The organism is Tenacibaculum agarivorans, assembly GCF_001936575.1.
Classification (GTDB): domain Bacteria; phylum Bacteroidota; class Bacteroidia; order Flavobacteriales; family Flavobacteriaceae; genus Polaribacter; species Polaribacter agarivorans.
The window spans coordinates 19,383-39,197 of sequence record NZ_MSMP01000043.1 but is presented as its reverse complement, the minus strand read 5'-3'; the positions used below and the strand labels follow the sequence as shown (position 1 = coordinate 39,197).

Below are 19,815 nucleotides of genomic sequence, written 5' to 3'. Positions count from 1 at the left end.
TTAACTTAAATTACGAACTCTTTAATTTAAAATTGCTGTCCTTTTCCTGAATTTGGATTCAATAGATTATTAATATCTGTGTTTTGAACTTGACCATTCATATCCATATCTGCCTTATGATAACTTGACTCCCCCAATAAAGAAATTACTGTATTTATATCAGTATTTTGAACTTGACCATTTTCGTCATAGTCTCCGACAATTAAAGCATACAATCCATTTGCTAAAGTTGTAACTGCATTTGTTCCTCCGTTTATAATACTTGTATCACTGCTTAGATCTAAACTAGTCGAAGTCACCGATAATGTAATTGGACTCGATGTAATAATGCCTAAATGATTACGGTGATTTACAGCTAAATAATAATCGCCAGCAGGCACATTAAAAAACAACGCTCTTTCTTTACTATTTACCATTTCAACAATATCACCATCACGCTGTAATACTGCCGATTTTCCTTCAATCACTATATTTACATCAGAAGCATCTCTTAATTCTACCCAAACCCAGTCTACAATAGCATTTTCTCCTGTAACATCAAATACAGAGGCTTCATATGTTACAGCATCTGAATACGGACTAGTAGTTGGTATATAATCTGCTACTCTTAAATCATCTCTCATTAAAGTTTCTTCTCCTGTAATTGGATTAATTCCCGCTCCTTGTAAATACACTTTTGAATTTACAATAGTTTTATCGCAATATAAACTCGCTAAGTAATCAATTTGCGCTAATATTTGCCCTGATATATCTTCTGTTTCCCAATTCTCATAAATGTCCGTTAAACGATCAAAATGATTTGAATTCGTAGTCGCTATTAAAGCATCATGCCACGTTTTATATTCCGCCTGTGTTACTGGAATTAAGCTTCTGTAATACTCTAATCGATCGCAAAACTCAATACTTGGACTGAAAGCATCTAACTCTTCTCTTAATTCTTCTTCAGGAATATATCCCCAAAAATGTAATAACGGAGTTAAATTGATTTCTGTAGCTTCTGTTGCAGCTCTAATCAATTCCTCTCTTGTTATAGAACCAGGATTGGAAGGATCATTACTATTGTTTTTGGCCCATTCATCATAAAATACTTTCTGAATTTCACCAAGGGTTTCATAATCATAAACTGTTGCTATTTCATGCCATTTCATTGCCCCTCGTATTTGATATGATATTTCATCACAAACACTTGAATCTAAAGTCGGATCGCACTTCATAGGTTGATTATTCCTAAAATTATAAGCAGTCATCCAATACATCGCTGCTAAATCTCTATCATGCTTTTGATTGTCTAGAATTAATAATACCTCATCAATATCAAAACCTAACGCAGAAACTAACATTGGCGCTCCACATAGCTGAATAATAGCTTCAGCTTCACCAGGAGGTTCTGGCAATAACATGGTATGCCCCATTTCATGAAAAATTGTAGAAGGATAATTCGTGATATAATCATCATCCATTACTCGCAATGGATTCCAAGTTAAGTCTCTTGTTGTTCCTTGATAAGATTCAAATTCAATATCAGAAGGATATCCTGCAGCATTATTTATACCTCCACAATCAACTAACCAATATTCCGGTCTAATTTTATCAACTGGTCTTCCTGCGGCAGTTGAAAAAGCATCCCACATAGAATTCCATGTTATCATTATCTCTGATGGATCGGAAACATCAACTAAATCTCTAGGAATTAAAAACATCATTCTATCAGATTCCATATCTACCCAATTGACATACGCATTGGACATGTCTGTTTGAAAATCAGATAAGTTTGTTGGCTGACCTGTAACCATTCTAAAATAAGGAGATTTTACCGCTCCATTAAATGTAAAATCAATCCATCCAAAATTAACTTCCGCTGGAACTTTAATATAAATAACACCTCCCAATGGATTTGCCACTTTTGTTGATTCTGATGTTATTTCAAATTCAGTACTAATTCTATGGTATCTATTAATTTTTGAAACCCCATATAGATCTCTAGATGGTGCGCCAACTACAACTTCAAAACCTTGCCCAACAATTGAAGACGGAACTATAACTGTTACTAATTCGCCTGGAGCTGCATAATATCCTGTTGGTCGATAAACACCTTTGTCTTGCCCCATTAATTCATAACCTGGATCCAGTTGGTAGGTGGAGTTTATGGGGATTATACCGTCTGTTACTCTGGGCGCTCCATCAGCAACTGGACCAGGATAAATTTCTGAAAATTCAAATTTCGTTCCGATAACATTATCAATATTATCAGGAGTAAAGGCATTATCAATAATATCTTGCTGTAAGAAAAATGCTATTACTTCCTCTGATGATAAATCAAACACGTTTACCTTAGTTCTATCTTGAAATAAAGGATCAAAATTATTTTCAAAAGCAGTTAAATAATTATCTACTTGTGTTCTAGCATTCATATAATTGTAGCGAAGGTTAGACAGAATATCAAACTCATAATCTTTAGTTTGATCAGAAGTAAGCGTAATATTACCTAAAATGTGATTTGTCATTTGCGTCAAAGCACTCTCTAACAGATCTACATCGCTGGGTTTTGCAGGAATGTGTATGCTAAAATCATCAATTACTACAGTTGATACTAGATTTCCTATTTTATTGTAAAAATTACCTAAATAAACTGGTGTATCTTGAATTTGATTGATTAGAAAATCTAAATCATAAACATCTCTAAAAGTTCCGTAATTAAAGTAATTATTGGCGTATAAATACCATTCTCTCTGAGATCTATCTATTATTAATCTTGCATGAACCTTTTCGCCTATTGCAAACGTTCCTAGATTGATACCTTCTCCTCCTCCACCTAAAGAATCCTCGTCATTCCAATACAATCCTAACGTAAATTCTGATGCACTCGTAGCTTCTGCCCATAAAGTAAATCCAGCAGCATTTAGAGATTCGTAACGTTTTAGTGTAAATAAATTTTTTCTTCCATCCTCTGCTCCTAAGTCGGTGCATATAAAATTCATTTCAAATTCTACCGAATCATCTGTAAACAAAAATGGTGTTATGTCTACTGGTAATTGCACTCCTTCGTCTGGATTAGATTGTATACCCACACCAGAAGAAGTTGCCAAATATGATGCATTAGTCTCTGATGCTACAGCTTTTTCAAAAACATAATTTCCTGTATAACCACCAATGGAATCTTCTAAATTACTAGCAAAATTATAGTTTACAAACGTACAATAGGTGTCAGAATATTGTGTTTGTACATCTTTATTCGTCCAACTTGTTTTTGCAGTAGATGCATCTTCAACTAATACACAGGTAAGATTGGAATTATTAGTAATATTTATGGTTGAAATTGTAGCGTTATTCCCGTTTTTTAAATTTAGGAAAGATAAATTATTATCATTCGCAAGAAGTGTTGTTAACGATGCATTTGAAGTTAAATCTAATGCTCTTAACTCGTTATTATTACAAATCAATGTTGTTAACTCTGAATTTTCTCCAACTGAAAGAGTCTTTAAACTTAAACCGTTTACATCCAGACTTATTAAATTATTATTTGAAACATCTAATTTTTCTAACGCGGTAAAATCTTCAATTCCCGTTAAATCAGAAATTCCTTTACCACTTACATCTAATTCTATTATATACTTTATTAAATCTGTAGGAACTTGACCATCATCTGAAGTATCATCGTATCCTAAGCTTTCTAAATAATTTTCAAAAACAATATTTGGAACTGCAGTGTAATTACAATAGGAAGTATTTGTAAAAGCAGTTTGACTATCAATAATTATCCAATTGTTAGAAGAATATGTTGCATCATCAACCAAAACACAAAACAAGTTATCGTTGGACGTTGAATCAAACTCCAAAATGTTAGTGTTATTTCCATTTCTAATATTTAGATTTTCTAAATTATTACTGCTAGCGTTTAGTTTGGTAATATTTGTATTTGAAGTTAAATCTAAAACATTGATTTCATTTCCTGAGACATTCAACTCTTGTAGTGCAGTAAAATTAGAAATTCCTATTAGATCAAAAATATCGCGATTACTAATATCTAAAGAAACTAAACTATTTATGTTATCCGTTGGAACTTTTCCATCTTCTGCTGCATCATCCAAACCAAGATCGAATAAAGCTATTTCGAAATTCAAATCTGGAATTAAGGTATAACCACAGTTGGTTTCACTAAATACAGCGTGATCATCAATTCCGTTCCAATTTGCAGTTGAATACGCTGCATCATCAACAGTAATACAAGTTAGATTATCATTATTAATAGCATTAAACTGACCATGACTGCTATTTACTCCATTTCTTAAACTTAAACTTCTTAAATCATTTGCTGCACAATTTAGAGCTGAAAGATTTACATTATAATCAAGATTCAATCCTACAATATCATTTCGAACACAGTTTAATGCAATCAACTTTGTATTATATCTTAGATTTAGAACGGTTAAATTATTGTCTTTACAGGATAAATCAACCAACTCTGCAAAATGCTCAATACCTGTGAGATCTGAAATTCCTTTATTATTAATATTTAAATGAGTAATATTCTCAACAGATGCTAATAGAACCAATCCATCTTGAACGGCATCATAACCCTGTGAAATTAATTCGTTTTCAAAATTTACATCTGGAATTTCAACATAACCACAGTCTAAATAATTCGACACAAAAGAAGCCGTTACATCAATTTGAGTCCAATTTGAAGTAGCATACGATGGATCGTCCACAAAAACACATGTTAAACCTGAGTTGTTTGTAAGATCAAATGCAGTTATATTGGTATTGAAATCATTTCTAATATCAAAGTAAGTAAGAGAATTACTACTTGCATTTACAGCAGTTAAATTTTGCAACTCACTTAAATATATTGATGAAATTGAATTGTTTGATACATTCAAAATCGAAAGCGATTGAAAATCTTCTATTCCTGAAATAGTACTAATACTTTTACTGGAAATATCTAAGTTAACTACAACCTCTATTAATTCAGTTGGAACTTGACCATCTCCAGAAATATCATCATAACCTAAAGCTTCTAACTCTGCTTCAAAATTTGAATCTGGAATAAGTGTGTACTTACAATATGAAGTTTCCGTAAACCCACCATTAGAATCAATGTTTGTCCAATTCGTTGTGCTATAATCTTTATCATCAACAAATACACAAACTCCATCATTATTACGAACATCAAAACTTACAACATTTGTGTTTACACCATTTCGAGTATTTAATTGAGCTAATTGATTTCCATTTACATTTACTGATGTAATTGTAGTTAATGAACTCAAATCTAAACTCGTTAACGCATTATTGGAAGCATTTAAAATAGACAGTGAATCAAAGTTTTCGATTCCTGTTAAATCGGAAATATTTTGACCAGAAACATCTAAACTGGTTACACTTGTTATCAAATCGTCTGGAACTTGTCCATCTCCAGAAATATCATCATAACCTAAAGCCTGAAGTCTAGATTCAAAATTAGCATCGGGAATTGTTACATATTCACAATACAACGTTTCACTAAATTTGGTAATTCCATTTTTGTTTGTCCAGTTGGAATCTGAATAGGTTACACTATCAACCGTTACACAAGATAATGATGCATTTGTTGAGGAATCAAAAGTGGTAACATTAGAATTATTTCCATTTCTAACATTTAAAAATGAAAGATTGTTTGAGTCAACTCTGATAAAAGTTAACAACGAACTCTGGCTTAAATCAATTGAGCTTATTGAATTAAAAGAAACATTTATCCTATCTAAACCTGTTAATCCAGTACAATCAAGTGTTGTTAAATTATTACTATAAGCTAATAAATCTTCCAAATTGCTAAGACTTCCAAGTGTAAGGCTTGTCATGCTATTATTATTACACTTCAAAAACTTCAGACTTGTATTTTGTGAAACGTCTAAACTTGAAATGCTATTTGAATTACAAGTTAAATTCTCAAGAGCGGTAAAATCTTCGATCCCACTTAAACTTGAAATAGATTGATTATTTACATCTAAATCAGTTACAGTTTCAATTAATTCGGTTGGAACTTGCCCATCTGAAGCAATATCGTCATAACCCAAAGTATGTAAAGCAGCTTCGAAATTGGCATCGGAAATAGTTGTATATCTACAATAGGAATTAAAACTCGATGTATTATCTATGTTCGTCCAGTTTGTTGTGCTCCAAGAAGGGTCATCAACTTCTATACAAGTCAATGAAGTATTACTCGTTGCAATAAAATTTGAGTTCGTAATATTGGTATTATTTCCATTCTTCAGATTTAAGTATGTAAGATTATTATTTTCACATTCTAATCTTTCTAAAGCAGGGTTATTTGATACATCTAACTCAGTAAAACTATTATCTCCAATTCTAAGTTGTCTCAGTAAAGACAATGTTGAAACATCAATCGATGAGAAGTTCACTCGTTCTATAATTACAACTTCGAGTTTAGTGTTTGCAGTTACATCTAAACCAGTTAACGCTGTATCTTGTAAATATAAAAATGCTAGTTCCGTATTATTTGAAATATCTAAACTTGTTAAACTAGAGCAACCACGTAAGTTCAGCGTACTTAATAACAAATTATTAGAAACATCAACCGATACAAATAAGTTATTTCTAACATTCATAAAAGTTACATTAGGAGCTTGGCTTAAGTCAATTGTAGCTAATTGATTGTATCTACCTTCGATAGAATTCAAGTTTGAATTTGCACCTAAATTTAAAGATGATACATTATTGTTATCGAAGTTTACTATTTGAAGATTCGTATTTGAACTCACATCTAAACTTGACAAAGAATTATTCTCACAATTTAAATCTACTAGTGCAGTAAAAGCTGCAATACCTGTTAAATCTGAAATTGATTTTCCTGATACATCAAGAGTCGTAACTGAATTCACACTTGCGATTGGAACCTGTCCATCTCCAGAAATATCGTCATAACCAAGTGTAAATAGTGCAGCTTCAAAATTTGCATCTGGAATAGACACATAAGTACTACTGCTCTTTACAACTTCTGTTTTTGTATTAAGTTTATTGAAAGCGAAAAGTCCAAATAAACTAATCGCACTCGATAACATAAGTATAATCGTTTTTCTCATTTCAAAACGTTTAAGTATTAAAACCGATTAAAATTGTTCTCCTTTCCCAGAATTAGGATTAATCAAGTTATTGATATCAGAATTTTGAATTTGCCCATTCATATCCATATCAGCAGGATTATACCCTGATGAACCTAAAAGAGAAATAATTGCGTTTACATCAATATTTTGTACCTGACCATTACCATCATAATCACCAGAAATTAGACCATAAGCACCATTACTTAATACAATAACTGCGTTAGAGTTTCCGTAAACTAAACTTGTATCAGATGTAAAATCAATAGTAGTTCCCGATTCTGAAAGGATAACAGAAGTGGCGGTTAGTATTCCCAAGTGAGATCTGTGATTTATAGAAATATACACGTCGTTATTCTCCGTTAGACTAAACGATAGTGGGGAACTTCCGTCTATCGCAACGATATCTCCATCTCTTTGAATCAATCCTGACTGCGAAGCCACAACGATTGTATGATCTGTTTTATCTCTTAACTCAACCCAAACCCAATCTACAATTGCATCATTTCCTGTCGTTGTGAAAATTGAAGAATTACAAGTTGCTCCGTCAGTATACGGACTTGTAGTTGGAATTACATTACTAACACGAAGATCGTCTCTCATGATACTTTCCTCTCCAGTATTCGGATTTATGTGAGCTCCTTGTAAAAACACTCTTAATGATAGATCGTAATTAACTGGACAAGTAGTTTCGCTAAAACTTGTGTTTGAATGTCTGTCTATCCAATTGGTAGTTGAATATGCCGCATCGTCTACCGCAATACAAGCTAGATTAGAATTTAATGTTGTATTAAAATTGGTAATATTTGTATTTGTTCCGTTTCGAAGATCTAGGCTTGTTAAATTATTATTATCTAATCGAACAAAAACTAACGCTGTATTCTTAGTTAAATCAAGAGAGGTAAGTTCGTTATTAAATAAAGAAATCTTTCTTAGCGACGGTACATTTGAAAAATCAAAAGAAGTGAAATCGTTTCCGTACCCAACTAACTCTTCGAAGTACTGCAGTCCTTCAACATTAAGGATATCCATGTTGTTGTCGTCACACTTTATATATTCTAAGAGCGTATTATTTCTTAAATCTAAATTCTGAATAGCATTGTCATTACATCTTAAACTTGTTAAAGCTGAAAATGCTTCGATTCCCGTTAAATCATTAATGTTTTTTGTTCCAACATCTAAACTTGTAACCACTTCAATTAATTCAGTCGGAACTTTTCCATCGGCTGAGAAATCATCATAACCTAAAGCTTCCAAAGCAGATTCAAAATTGGAATCTGGAATTGTAGTATATCGACAATCTAAAACAGTGAAATAAGCAGTAGCATCAATGTTAGTCCAATTTGTAGTTGCATACGAAACATCATCAACCGAAATACACGATAAATTGCTGTTGTTATTTGCTACAAAGGATGTGAAATTTGAATTGTTACCGTTTCTTACAATTAAAGAAGTTAACTCATTGGATGCACAATTTAATTCAGTAACTAAAGTATTTAAACGAATATCTAAAGTGGTAAGATCATTATCTTCAACTAATAACGATCTTAATTGTAAATTCTGTGTAATATCTAGAGCTGCAATATTATTTTGAAATATATCTAATTCTCTTAAATCTGTATTTTGAGTTACATCAATACTTGTTAATTGATTTCCGTATAAGACTAGAGTTTTTAATGCTTTATTTTTTGAAACATCAATACTTGTTAATCCACTTGAATTTAAATTTAATGTTTCAAGTTTCGTATTCTGAGAAAGATCGTATGTAGTTAGAGTATTTCCTCCGCTGACTAATATTTCAAGATTTTTAAAATCTTGGATTCCTGTTAAATCTGTAATTGATTGATTCGAAATATTCAAATTAGTTATCCCCTCAATCATCCCAGTTGGAACCTGACCATCTCCAGAAATATTATCATAACCTAAAGCCTCTAACCTTGCTTCGAAATTTGCATCGGGAATGGAAGTATAACTACAGTATAAATTAAAACTAGCAGTTCCATCAATATTCGTCCAATTTGTTGTGCTCCAAGTTGGATCATCCACCGTAATACATGTAAGAGACGAATTTCCTGTTGCAATGAAATCTGAATTTAAGATAGCTGTATTATTTCCATTCTTAAGATTTAGATAGGTTAGATTATTATTTTCACATTCTAATCTTTCCAATAATGGGTTATTAGAAACATCTAACTCCGTAAAACTGTTATCACCTATTCGAAGCTGTCTTAATAACAATAAATTAGACACATCAATTGATGAGAAATTTACTCGTTCAATAATTAAAACTTCAAGTTTTGCATTCGTTGTTACATCTAATCCTGTTAAGGCTGTATCTTGGAGATATAAAAATATCAACTCAGAATTACTAGATACATCTAAAGTTGTTAAGTTACTACAGCCACGTAAATTCAATGTGCTCAACAATGTATTATTTGAAACATCTACAGTTGCAAATAAGTTATCTCTTACATTGATAAATGTTAAATTCGGAATTTGACTTAAGTCTATTGTTGTTAACTGATTATATCTACCTTCTATAGAACTTAAATTTGAATTTGCTCCTAAATTTAAAGTTGCAACATTGTTATTGTCGAAGTTTAATTTTTGAAGATTTGAGTTATTACTAACATCTAAAGAGGTTAATGTATTCGTTTCAACATTTAAATCGGTTAACGCAGTAAAATCTTGTATTCCTGTTACATCAGAAATACTCTTATTACTTACATTAAGAACAGTAACATTCTCAATTAGTTCAGTTGGTACTAGTCCGTCACCTACAATATCATCATAACCTAAGGAATTTAACTCAGCTTCAAAATTACTATCTGGAATAGTCGTGTACTCAATAGCTTCTACCATTATTGTTCCTAAATTTACAGCACAAGAAGAAGCGTCAAATCTGGCCCATACATTGTAATCTCCTGCACTCAAATTATTAATTTCTCCAGTTCCTAAAGAATCACCAAAACTATATGAGTAAGTTACTCCATTGTCAATACTAAACTCAATGGTACTTTTTGTAGCTTCATCAGAAAAACTCACTTTAATAATTCCATCGTTTGTAACCGAACTTTCTCTAACAACTTCAGTAACTGAAGCTGTTGGTTTTAAATTCGATGCTAATGATGCGAAATAAACTGCACCTGAATTTGATGGAGAATCATCTTCATTTTGTCCAATAATTATATTTGGAAAAGAAACAGCAACAGATCTATTTGCAAATTCATCCCATCCTGAACCAGAGGTGATCTTAGAAATTTGAGTCCAGTTATTAGTTCCATCATTTTTAAATATATACACGGCATCAGTATTCGCAGAACCATTTCCGAATGAACTTACATATAAATAATCTCCATCTATAACTACATTAGAACCGAAACGTTGATCGTTATAGCTGTCTTTATCATCATTTTGAATCATTACTCGATTTGATTCTAAATAATCTCCATTACTATCTGCTTTATAAACGAATACTCTTCCTTGATCTGCTTCTGGAGTAGAAGAAACTTCAAAATTATAGGCTCCAACAGCTAAATAATCTCCTTCAATATCTAAACCACTACCAAAATACTCAGAGGTTTCTGTTCCTCTTAATCGGTGTGTACGAGACCACGTTCCATCATTGGCTTGTTCCCAAATTTGCACAGATCCCGCTGATGCTTTTCCTACAGAAGAATAATCTTGTGGACCAGAAACATAAGCTTTTCCATTTTTAATTTCCACATTATAACCGAATCTCGCTCCAGAATAATTAGATTGAACTTGCGGTTCTAATTTTGTTTCAGAATATGTAAATGTTCCTGTGCCATCATTCTCATAAACATAAGCACATCCTCCTGTACTTCCATTTCTAGCACCAACTAAAATTAAATCCCCTTCTATTGAAACAGATTCACCAAATCGATCATCTGAAACACCATCACTCGGTTCGAAGATTGCAACTTCCGTCCAAGTTCCTGCTCCATTATACTCGAATAAATATGCTGCTCCAGTATCAACATCATTAGTATCCAATTGAAATCTTGCTCCAATCAACAAATAATTGCCTTCTAAAGCTACAGACGAACCAAAATGATCTCCCGCAAATCCATTGCTCGCATTTAAAATAGTTTGTTGTGACCAATTTCCTGATCCATCATTAATATAAATATAAACTTTCCCCTGTTCAACTCCGTTACTTCGAGAAGTTACTGCTGCTATATTACCATCTATTGCAACTCGTTCTCCAAATCTATAATTTGAAGTTGCATCACTAGCTTTAAATTTTGAAGCTCCAATTGTTGTTGTCGTAACTGTTCCTGAATATAAATTCTCATCTAAAGGACAATATTCAGTTTGGGCAAAACTTAATGAAATGAAAAAAATAAAAGATATAAAAAGTACTTTTCGTTTCATACTACACATTTACTTAGGATTATATAATTCAACTCTATGTTTTAATAACAGCATGGGAACAGCTGTATCAAATTCGTGTACAATAGTAATCGATTTGACAATTAGAAATAAGAAAACCAAGGCTGCAAAAAAGGGTGCAAAATACCCAAAACCCTATATAACAAGCAATTAAAATTGCACCCTGACATTCAACAATAAGAAATAAGTGTATAAAAAAAGTCCGCAAAATGCGGACTTACCTCTCTTAATTCAAAAAACAGGATTACTCTTAATTAATGAAAACTAATTCTGTAGTTTCCAAAATCCCATGTAAAAAAGTTTCCTTTTTTATCTTTTCGTCATTACAAACAGATTCATTTGGTCTATCTACTGACATTATGAAAACGTACTAAATTAGGTCTTAGTATTCCTTTAACACTAATGCATTTGTGTTTAACGAAATTTAATACCTCTTCAGTCTTTTTTTAACGTTACTAATCTTTTAGAAGTATGATAATAAAAGCCGCTTTTTTAAAATATTTCTTTTGCTATACTTTTTATATTATCTGATTTCCCCATAGAATAGTAATGTAAAAAAGGCACGCCTTTTTTAATTAATTCTTTACTTTGTGCAATACACCATTCTATTCCAATTTGTCTTACAGCCTTGTTATCTTTAGCTTTTACAACTGCCATTACCAAATCATCTGGTAAATCTACTTTAAAGCGATGCGGAATTAGATTCAGTTGCTTTTTTGTTGAAATGGGTTTTAATCCAGGAATAATTGGAGCTGTAATTCCTTCTTTCCTACATTTATCTACAAATTCAAAATACTTTTGATTATCAAAAAACATTTGAGTAACGATGTAATCTGCGCCTTTATTTATTTTTTTCTTTAAAAAATAAACATCCGATTCTAAACTTGGTGCCTCCATATGTTTTTCTGGATACCCTGCAACTCCAATACAAAAATTAGTTGTAGATGTATTTGCTAAATCTTCATCAAGATAATTCCCTTGGTTTAAATTTTCAATTTGACTTACCAAATCACTTGCATAATTATGACCATCTTCCTCTGGTTTAAAGTAAATTTCACTCTTAACAGCATCACCTCGTAATGCCATTACGTTATCTATACCTAAAAAATCTAAATCAATAAGAAAATTCTCTGTGTCTTCTTTACTAAAACCACCACATAATACATGTGGTATAGCATCTACTTTATATTTATTTTGAATTGCTGCACAAATACCTACTGTTCCTGGTCGTTTTTTTACGATTTTTTTCTGTAATAATCCATTTTCTTGTTCTTTATACACATATTCCTCTCTGTGATAAGTAACATCAATAAATGGAGGATTAAATTCCATTAATGGATCAATATTATTGAAAATAGAATCTATATTTTGTCCTTTTAAAGGTGGTAATATTTCAAATGAAAATTGTGTTTTCCCTTTTGACTTTTCTATATGTTCTGTAACTTTCATTATGTAGCTTTCTATTTTAGGTCAGACTATTTTTAAGTGTTTCAAAATCTCCTTCATACTCCCAATAAATCCATCTTCCTTGTGCATAGTCTGTTAGTATGAACTTTTCACTTATTGATTTTATTCTCGATATATTCACTAGCTTCTTTGTAAATCTTTCCACTTTTATTTCTTCAATAATTTCTTTGTTTTCGTTATCAAATCCATGTACTATCTGATGACTTCCTAATTTTAACTCTATAAATTGTTTACTCATTTTATCGTTTTTAATCTGCAAGTATTGGATTTAACCATTTTCTTGCGTGTTCATCCGAACAACCTCTTCTTTTACTATAATCCTGTAATTGATCTTTTTTAATTTTCCCTAATCCAAAATATTTTGCTTCAGGATTTCCCAAATAATACCCTGAGACACTTGCTGCTGGCCACATCGCCAAACTTTCAGTAAGTTTTACTCCTATATTTTCTTCTACTTTTAGTAAATCCCAAATTGTATGCTTTTCTAAATGATCTGGACAAGCAGGATATCCTGGCGCAGGTCGAATTCCTTTATAATTTTCTTTGATTAACTCTTCATTAGTGAAATTCTCATTTATAGCGTACCCCCAATGTTTCATTCTTACTTCTTTATGTAAATATTCTGCAAAGGCTTCCGCTAAACGATCCGCTAATGCTTTAATCATTATGGAATTGTAATCGTCATTATTCTTTTCATATTCTGTAGCTAATTCTTGGGTACCAAATCCTGTAGACACACAAAAACATCCAATGTAGTCTTCAATTCCAGTTGTTTTTGGTGCTATAAAATCTGACAATGCAATATTAGCAACTCCTTCTTTTTTCTTTAATTGCTGCCTAAGTGTTATAAAAGTTGCTTCTTTTTTTCCTTTTAAATTGTAAACTTCAATATCGTCTCCTACAGAATTTGCGGGAAAAAGACCAAAAACTGCTTTAGCCTTTAATAATTTTTCATCTATTACTTTTTGTAGTAAAATCTTTGCATCTTTAAATAATTCCGTTGCTTGTTCACCGACTACTATATCTTCTAGAATCTCAGGATATTTCCCATGCAAATCCCAAGATCTAAAAAACGGACTCCAATCAATATAATCTAACAAGACCTTTAAATCTAAGTTTTCTATTTCACGAATCCCTAAAACTTTAGGCTTCTCTATTTCAGTGGTATTCCAATCAATTTTGAATTTATTTTGCTGTGCTTCTTCTAAAGAGATGTAAGTTTTTTGCTTAGTTCTATTTAAGAATTGATCCCTGAATTTATCGTATTCGTTTCGTATTTGTTCTTTATAAATTTTATTATTCTCTTGTAATAAATCTCCAACCACAGTTACTGCTCTAGAAGCATCATTGACGTGTACTACAGAATTTCCATATTTAGGAGCAATTTTAACAGCTGTATGTGCTTTTGATGTAGTAGCTCCGCCAATTAACAATGGAATATCCATCGCTTCTTTTTCCATCTCATTCGCTAAGTATACCATTTCATCTAACGAAGGCGTAATTAAACCACTTAACCCTATAACATCAACCTGTTCTTTTTTAGCTACTTCAATAATCTTTTCTGGAGGAACCATGACACCTAAATCGACAATCTCATAATTATTACAGCCTAAAACAACACTTACTATATTTTTACCAATATCATGCACATCTCCCTTTACTGTTGCCATTAAAATTTTACCTGCTGATGATGCACTACTATCTTTTAATTCTTCAATGTAAGGTTGTAAATAGGCAACAGCTTTTTTCATGACTCTCGCTGATTTTACCACTTGAGGTAAAAACATTTTTCCGCTTCCAAATAAATCTCCTACGACATTCATTCCTGCCATTAAATTGCCTTCTATTACTTGAATAGGTTTCTCAACTTGCTGCCTAGCTTCTTCCACATCTTCTTCAATAAAAGCGTCGATTCCTTTTACCAAACTATGTGTAATACGATCTTGTAATTCATTCTCTCTCCATGCTTGCTGTTTTTCTGGATCTTCTTTTTTAATGCCTTTTACTGTTTCAGCAAATTCAAGTAAACGCTCTGTAGCGTCATCTCTTCTATCTAACAATACATCTTCTACATGTTCTAATAAATCCTTTGGAATATCATCATAGACTTCCAACATGGTGGGATTTACAATTCCCATATTCATCCCATGTTGAATAGCATGGTATAAAAATGCAGAATGCATTGCTTCTCTTACGGTATTATTTCCTCTAAAAGAAAAGGATACGTTACTAACTCCTCCTGAAACACTTGCATAGGGTAAGTTTGTTCTAATCCATTTGGTCGCATTAAAAAAGTCTACTGCATTTTTACGATGCTCTTCCATTCCTGTAGCTACTGGGAAAATATTTGGATCGAAAATGATATCCTCTGGAGGAAATTTTACTTTATCTACTAAAATTCGATAGGAACGTTCACAGATCTCTATTCTTCGCTCATAGGTATCTGCCTGCCCTTTTTCATCAAAAGCCATAACTATAGTTGCTGCTCCATATCTTTTGATCAATTTAGCTTGATGAATAAAGTTTTCTTCTCCTTCTTTTAAAGAAATTGAATTTACCACACATTTTCCTTGTGCTACCTGTAATCCCGCCTCTATAATTTCCCACTTGGAACTATCAATCATCAATGGAATTCGTGCGATATCAGGTTCTGAAGCGATTAGATTTAAGAACGTTACCATAGCATGTACACCATCTAACATTCCCTCATCCATATTAACATCCAAAATTTGGGCACCTCCTTCTACTTGATCCCTTGCAACGGCTAATGCTTCTGGATATTTTTCCTCTTTAATTAATCGCAAAAATCGTCTAGATCCAGTTACGTTTGTTCGTTCTCCAACATTAATAAAATTACTTTCTGGCGTTACGATTAAGGGTTCTAATCCACTTAACTTTAAATATCGTTGTTCTTCTTTTCTCATTATCTATAATATTCTACCGTAGGAAAAGGCTCATAAAAATGATGTAATAATGCTTTCCATTCCTGATATTCTTTTGATTTTCTAAACCCTTCTCTATGATCTTCAACAGTTTCCCAATTCACTAGAAGGATATATTTATGTAGTTCTTCAATACTTTTTTTTAATTGATGAGATACATAGCCTTTCATTGAAATTATTAATGATTCTGCTTTTTCGAAGTTTTTCTCAAATTGTTCACTAGCACCATCTTTTATATTTAAAACTGCTACTTCTAAAATCATAAGTTTAATTTGTAGTTAATTCTTTTAATAAACGAGGTTTATAGTTTTTTGCCACATCTGCAATAGCTTTAATATGAGCTGGTGAAGTTCCACAACACCCTCCTATAATATTTATCAATTCATCTTTTAAATAACTTTCTATTAAATCACTCATTTCCTTTGGACTTTGGTCATATTCTCCGAAAGCATTTGGTAACCCTGCATTTGGATGGGCTGAAGTGAAAAAATCTGTATTATGTGCTAATCGCTTTAAATATGGTTTTAATTGTTCTGCTCCTAAAGCACAATTAAATCCAACACTTAATAAAGGAATATGTGACATTGAAATTAAGAAAGCTTCAACTGTTTGACCTGACAATGTTCTTCCACTTGCATCAGTAATTGTTCCAGAAACCATAATAGGGATATCTATTTCTCTTTCTTCTTTTACCTCTTCAATAGCAAAAATTGCAGCTTTAGCGTTTAACGTATCAAAAATAGTTTCCACTAATAATACATCTGATCCACCATCTATTAAAGCCTCTATTTGCTGTTTATAAGCTATTCGTAGTTCATCAAAAGTAACCGCCCTATATTCTGGTTTATTTACATCTGGAGACAGACTCGCTGTTCGATTTGTAGGGCCAATAGATCCTGCTACAAAACGAGGTTGATCTGGATTTTGTGCTGTAAATTCATCTGCTACTTCTTTAGCTATTTTCGCTGATTCGAAATTTAACTCATACACTAAGTCTTCCATATCATAATCTGCCATAGCTATAGTTGTTCCAGAAAAAGTATTGGTTTCAATAATATCTGCTCCTGCTTCTAAATATTTTCTATGAACAGATTTTACTGCTTCTGGTTGAGTAATAGATAGCAAGTCATTATTCCCTTTTAATGGAATATGATGTGTTTTGAATCGTTCTCCACGAAAATCTTCCTCAGTGAATTTAAATTCCTGAAGCATAGTTCCCATTGCACCGTCTAAGACGAGAATTCTTTTTTGTATTTCTGTAAAAATGCTTGACATATCCTGATATTTATTATATGTAAGCTATCAGGAAAAGAAGAAGTATTCTTTGGGTTATCTCTCTGTTTTATTATAGATCCTGAATTTAATTCAGGATTAACAGTAGAATTTAGCACCTTCTTTATAAATACTGAACAGATGTTAGCATGTATAAAGGGTTGCTAAGGCTTCAAAGGGTCTATTCCCTCCACCTTTCTTGATAACTATAAAAATGTTTATGAACTGAATTACAAAGTTATTGGTTTATTTTTTACTATACAAAGTTTTAAAACTTATTTTTAAATATTTGTATTTTAGTTTTCTATAAATGAATTCACAATTGTTTCCGCTTCTTTACAAGAAATCTCTGAAATATCATTTACTAAAACTCTATCAAATTCTTTAGCATAGCTAATTTCTTTTGTAGCTTTTTTTATCCTATTATGAAGTGTAGTTTCTGTTTCTGTTTTTCGATTTCTTAATCTTCTTTCTAATTCTTCTACAGACGGAGCTTTTACAAAAATTGATAATGCTTTGGTTCCAAAATATTTTTTCAGGTTTATCCCTCCAATTACATCTACATCAAAAACAATTACTTTGTCTTCTTTCCACAATCTTTCTACTTCAGATTTTAACGTACCATAGAAATTATCTTTGTATACTTCCTCCCATTCAATAAATGCCTGAGATGTTATTTTATTTTTAAAATCTTCAATCGAAAAAAAATGATAATCTATTCCATCAACTTCTGTAAGTCTTTTAGCTCTACTACAGGCTGAAATTGAAAAGACGAGTTTGGTGTTTACTGAAAGTAAATGTTTAACTATAGTTGTTTTTCCTGCTCCTGAAGGAGCTGAAAAAATGATAACTTTTTCCTTAAAATTCATACCATTTTAAATTTACTTTGAGCAAAGGTATTAGAAATATCAATTGAAATTATTTTTATTTCATTCCATATTAGAATTGATCCTTCCTTAAATTTATCATTAAAAAAACCTCAAGTCTAAAAAAACTTGAGGCGGGAACTATTTTATTGTAAAGCTTAGCTAAATAATCTAATTGATCATCTCGGTTCTAGATCTTTAATAATTGAAACTTTACCTAATACCACCCCATCAATGCTACTTTTCGCTGGTACAGTGTTAGAAGGCGTTGGATTAATATGCTTCAGGTATACTTCACTTGCAAAAGTGGTGATACTATTAGCTCCATTTCCAATACCTGATTTTGCTTTAGTAGCTGGATCATTTCCACTTTCAACGATGTAATACCTATTTAGAAAATAATCAAACCAAGCACTATGATTCCACTCTTTTTGAACATCCATTAAGTAGGCCGCTAAACAATGAGAAAATTGAGCACTTCCCGACACTTGTCGATATCGAGAATGCCAAGCCATATCACTTCTTTTTGAACTTCTATAATGTCTAATTCCCCATTCTGGTCTTCCGATATCTGCTACCTCATATTTTTTTGCCGCTCCATTTCTTTCATCTGGATCCCAATTTTCTGTTCCGTTACCATTAGAAATATCTACAGCTTCTTGATTGATATAAAAGGCTTGTTGATCTTCTTGGAATATGTCTGTTTTTTCCCAATTGACTACTTCAAGTAGCTCTTGTGATTCTAACATTTTTCCTGCAAATAAAATCAGCATTTTTGCTCCTTGGTTATGTCCTCCATCAGCATCCCAACTCAATCCTGACTTAGCTGCTCCATAACAATCAATTCCTGCTTGAATTAAAGCTATGACTAATTCTTCTTTTTCCGATTGCGTTCCTTCTAACATCACTCTAATTAATGCTTTACCTGTACTTTTAGCGATTTCTCTACCATATTCTCCATTAGGATGATTCGCATCAGCATGCCAATATCGATCAGCAAAACCTGTTTTAATTTTCATGTAAGGACCTCCTGAAAAATAACGTAAACATTCTTCTATACTCGGAGTATTCGCTGTATTGGTATATGAAGGAAGGTTACTCCATTTAATATCTGTTTTTTTGTAAATCGGTTTTAACGTTCCTGAATATGGCGGTCTAAAACTTTCTGTTGGAGGCACTTGATCTAAGACTGTTAGCACTTGAATCTCTTCTAAATCACTATTATCTCCTGGTGCATCTGAACCTTTACTTTTAGTTTGCAGATATGAATTTCCAGGCATTAAATTGATTGGTAATTTTTCTAAACTGGTTATATTTTCTTCATGCTTATAATCGTTAAATTTTATTCTGTCATCTGACCCATTACTAAAAGAGTTATCTGGATTTACAAAACCTCCATTTCTACCTTTTTTTGAAGCTGGCAACGTAGCTGTGAGTTTTATATTCCCATTGCTCAAAATCCATGGACTCCCATCTAAAAATCTACCTGTTTGTGTTTCATCAAAACTCCATGTTATTCCTCCTTTCGTTATTGAGGTAGTACTCTCTGAAGTAGTATCATCTGAAGGTGTTTCTCCTACAGACACTTCATCATCTGTAACGTTATCTAATTTATCATCACTTGAACAAAATGAAAAAATTGAACATAGAAAAAGAACAAAAATTTTAAAAATCAGTCTCATAATTTATCTGTTGAATTCAGCATAAAATTAGTTTTTAGTACATGAGATTTTTACACTGTTTTCAGTGAAA

Annotated in this window: 9 protein-coding genes and 1 riboswitch; all 9 genes read right to left on the bottom strand. The window is 32.0% G+C overall.

The features are described from left to right. Positions 1-26: 26 nt before the first annotated feature. On the bottom strand, positions 27-7,082 hold the full coding sequence (locus tag BVC87_RS20855) for a M60 family peptidase N-terminal accessory domain-containing protein (RefSeq protein WP_083629674.1): 7,056 nt from the start codon (positions 7,080-7,082) through the stop codon (positions 27-29). 27 nt (positions 7,083-7,109) lie between these two features. Then, entirely contained in the window at positions 7,110-11,498 is a 4,389-nt protein-coding gene (locus BVC87_RS20850) for a hypothetical protein (protein ID WP_075344341.1), read from the bottom strand. Positions 11,499-12,008: 510 nt separating this feature from the next. Further along, positions 12,009-12,965: a methylenetetrahydrofolate reductase [NAD(P)H] gene (gene metF, locus BVC87_RS20840; RefSeq protein WP_075344339.1), complete on the bottom strand. Its 957-nt coding sequence runs from the start codon at positions 12,963-12,965 to the stop codon at positions 12,009-12,011. A 16-nt stretch (positions 12,966-12,981) separates the two neighbouring features. Beyond that, positions 12,982-13,221 (bottom strand): hypothetical protein, encoded by a 240-nt coding sequence (locus BVC87_RS20835; RefSeq protein WP_075344338.1) that lies wholly within the window; start codon positions 13,219-13,221, stop codon positions 12,982-12,984. 10 nt (positions 13,222-13,231) lie between these two features. After that, positions 13,232-15,907, bottom strand: coding sequence for a methionine synthase (gene metH, locus BVC87_RS20830; protein WP_075344337.1), 2,676 nt, complete (start codon positions 15,905-15,907; stop codon positions 13,232-13,234). Then, positions 15,907-16,188: an antibiotic biosynthesis monooxygenase family protein gene (locus BVC87_RS20825; protein ID WP_075344336.1), complete on the bottom strand. Its 282-nt coding sequence runs from the start codon at positions 16,186-16,188 to the stop codon at positions 15,907-15,909. The genes metH and BVC87_RS20825 overlap by 1 nt, the downstream gene beginning before the upstream one ends. Positions 16,189-16,192: 4 nt before the next feature. Continuing rightward, positions 16,193-17,200 carry a homocysteine S-methyltransferase family protein gene (locus BVC87_RS20820; protein ID WP_075344335.1) on the bottom strand — a complete coding sequence of 336 codons (1,008 nt, stop codon included), beginning with the start codon at positions 17,198-17,200 and terminating at the stop codon, positions 16,193-16,195. A 67-nt stretch (positions 17,201-17,267) separates the two neighbouring features. Beyond that, positions 17,268-17,406: riboswitch (SAM riboswitch) on the bottom strand. A gap of 87 nt (positions 17,407-17,493) precedes the next feature. Beyond that, entirely contained in the window at positions 17,494-18,066 is a 573-nt protein-coding gene (gene gmk / locus BVC87_RS20815; protein WP_075344334.1) for a guanylate kinase, read from the bottom strand. A gap of 176 nt (positions 18,067-18,242) precedes the next feature. Next, positions 18,243-19,745 (bottom strand): hypothetical protein, encoded by a 1,503-nt coding sequence (locus tag BVC87_RS20810; protein WP_075344333.1) that lies wholly within the window; start codon positions 19,743-19,745, stop codon positions 18,243-18,245. Positions 19,746-19,815 lie beyond the last annotated feature (70 nt).

Coding starts and splice junctions, on each gene's coding strand:
- BVC87_RS20855 (WP_083629674.1), bottom strand. CDS start 7,082: ATGAGAAAAACGATTATACTTATGTTATCGAGTGCGATTAGTTTATTT.
- BVC87_RS20850 (WP_075344341.1), bottom strand. CDS start 11,498: ATGAAACGAAAAGTACTTTTTATATCTTTTATTTTTTTCATTTCATTA.
- metF (WP_075344339.1), bottom strand. CDS start 12,965: ATGAAAGTTACAGAACATATAGAAAAGTCAAAAGGGAAAACACAATTT.
- BVC87_RS20835 (WP_075344338.1), bottom strand. CDS start 13,221: ATGAGTAAACAATTTATAGAGTTAAAATTAGGAAGTCATCAGATAGTA.
- metH (WP_075344337.1), bottom strand. CDS start 15,907: ATGAGAAAAGAAGAACAACGATATTTAAAGTTAAGTGGATTAGAACCC.
- BVC87_RS20825 (WP_075344336.1), bottom strand. CDS start 16,188: ATGATTTTAGAAGTAGCAGTTTTAAATATAAAAGATGGTGCTAGTGAA.
- BVC87_RS20820 (WP_075344335.1), bottom strand. CDS start 17,200: ATGTCAAGCATTTTTACAGAAATACAAAAAAGAATTCTCGTCTTAGAC.
- gmk (WP_075344334.1), bottom strand. CDS start 18,066: ATGAATTTTAAGGAAAAAGTTATCATTTTTTCAGCTCCTTCAGGAGCA.
- BVC87_RS20810 (WP_075344333.1), bottom strand. CDS start 19,745: ATGAGACTGATTTTTAAAATTTTTGTTCTTTTTCTATGTTCAATTTTT.